2 protein-coding genes and 1 pseudogene are annotated in these 2002 nt (G+C 70.9%); 2 read left to right on the top strand and 1 reads right to left on the bottom strand.

Annotation, left to right across the window (positions count from 1 at the left end; translation table 11 throughout):
* Together FUT87_RS24325 and FUT87_RS24320 are read left to right on the top strand one after the other, a co-directional pair.
* A pseudogene (locus tag FUT87_RS24325) lies at positions 1-384 on the top strand (CoA pyrophosphatase); the annotation flags it as partial.
* Between the two features lie 21 nt (positions 385-405).
* Positions 406-1395 (top strand): CobD/CbiB family protein, encoded by a 990-nt coding sequence (locus tag FUT87_RS24320; RefSeq protein ID WP_091723506.1) that lies wholly within the window; start codon positions 406-408, stop codon positions 1393-1395.
* A gap of 7 nt (positions 1396-1402) precedes the next feature.
* Here the strand turns inward: FUT87_RS24320 and FUT87_RS24315 are convergent.
* Positions 1403-2002: SDR family NAD(P)-dependent oxidoreductase (locus tag FUT87_RS24315; protein WP_147242658.1), on the bottom strand; the 600-nt coding region annotated here is incomplete at its 5' end.

The following is a 2002-nucleotide window of genomic DNA, read 5'->3' as shown; positions in this document are numbered from 1 at the left end:
CATCACGTCGACCTGATCGGCCAGTTGCCGGTCTACCGCACGGTGACCGCCTACGAGGTCACCCCGGTGGTCGCGTTGGTGCGCCCCGACTTCTCGCTGCGGCTGGACGCGTTCGAGGTGGCCGAGGCCTTCGAGGTGCCGCTGGCCTTCCTGATGGACCCGGCCCACCACCAGCGCCACAGCTTCGAGTACGAGGTCCCCGGCACGGACGGCCCGCTGATGGGACGACGCCAGTTCCTCTCCATGCCGTGGACGGGGCCAGGTCTTGCGGTCTCGAACGCGGACCCCGACGTCGCCCTCACCGCGGCCAGTCCGAAGGAGTTCTTCATCTGGGGCGCGACGGCGGCGATGTTGCGCAATCTCTACCGCTTCCTGCAGGTTTGACGCCCGCTATCATCCCGGGCCATGAACTTCTTCGCGGTCTTGCTGGCGCTGGTGTGCGAGCAGCTCAAGCCTCTGCCGCACGGGAACCCGGTCCACCAGGGCATGATCGCCTGGGTGCGCTGGACCGGGCGCAACTTCGACGCGGGACGGTCGCATCACGCGGCCGTCGTGTGGACGATCACCGTCGTCGGCCCGGCGCTGCTGGTCGGCGCGATCTACGCGCTGGTGCGCCCCTACAGCCTGCTGCTGTCGCTGGCGCTGGACGTGCTGGTGCTCTACCTGACGCTGGGCTTCCGCCAGTTCAGCCACTACTTCACCGACATCCGCGACGCGCTCGAGCGCGGTGACGAGCTCGAGGCCCGTCGCCTGCTGGCCGAGTGGCGCCACCTGGACGCCAGCGAGCTGCCGCGCACCGAGCTGCTGCGGCATGTGCTGGAGCACTCGCTGCTGGCGGCGCACCGGCATGTCTTCGGTGTCTTCTTCTGGTTCGTGCTGTTCTCGACGCTGGGCCTGGGGCCGGCCGGCGCGGTGCTGTACCGGATGGCCGAATTCGCCGGCCGCTACTGGGCCTTCAAGAGCCGCACGCTGGACGCGCCGACCAACGAGCGCCTGATGGCGCTGTCGCGCAAGCTGTTCGGCATGATCGACCACATCCCGGCGCGCCTGACGGCGACCGGCTTCGCCATCGTCGGCAACTTCGAAGAGGCGGTGAACGCCTGGCGTCGCGACGCGGCGCTCTGGGCGCATGACAACGAGGGCATCATCCTGGCCTCCGCGGCCGGCGCCGTCGGCGTGCAGCTGGGCGGCAGCGCCGCGCCGGGCGTGACCCCCGACCGCAGCAAGACCTTCGAGTCCGGCGGCGACATGGACGCCACCCGCGCCGAGGGCTCGACCGGCGGCGTGCCGCCGCAGCTGGGCCACCTGCAGAGCGTCGTCGGCCTGGTCTGGCGCTCGGTGGTGCTGTGGATGATGCTGCTGGCGCTGCTGACGCTGGCGAACCTGGTCGGCTGAACGACGCTCAGGCGTCGCGCACGTCGGCGAGCACCTGCTGGCCGAAATCGTCGCGCGCCAGGAAACGCAGCACGCGCGTCGCGGTGTCCTCGGCGCTGACGAGCTGGCCCTCGGCCTTGAACGCGGCGAAGCGGTCGCGGTCCGGGAACTTCGACGCATCGCCGCCGCGCAGCTGCGCCTGCATGTCGGTGTCGATGATGCCCGGCGCCAGCGACACGACACGCGCCGCCCGCTCGCCCTGCGCGGCCTTGTGTTCCTCGTCCAGCGCCATCGCGCGGCTGAGGTTGTCCATGCCGGCCTTGGCCGTGCAGTACAGCGCGCTGCCGGCCATCGCGCGGCGACCCAGCCCGGACGAGATGTTCAGCACCTTGCGCGCCGCCGGCCAGTCGCGCGTGGCGTCGAGGAAGGCGGCGCTCAGCAGCACCAATTCCATCGGCCATGCACCAGCCTGGTTCGCGTCGGCGGCCAGCGCGCGTTCATCGATCTCGACGCGCCGCAGCGGCAGCTCCTCCGGCGCGGCGGTGAAGCCGTGGTCCAGCGCCATCGCGGCCACCGCCGAGGTCTTCAGCCCCGGGATGAATTCATCGACCCACGCCGGCCGAGGCCC

The organism is Mitsuaria sp. TWR114, assembly GCF_007997345.1.
This window is presented reverse-complemented; position numbering and strand designations above follow the sequence as displayed.

What these genes read in the sequence shown, in the direction of transcription:
- FUT87_RS24320 (WP_091723506.1), top strand. Translation starts at nt 406, where the DNA reads ATGAACTTCTTCGCGGTCTTGCTGGCGCTGGTGTGCGAGCAGCTCAAG.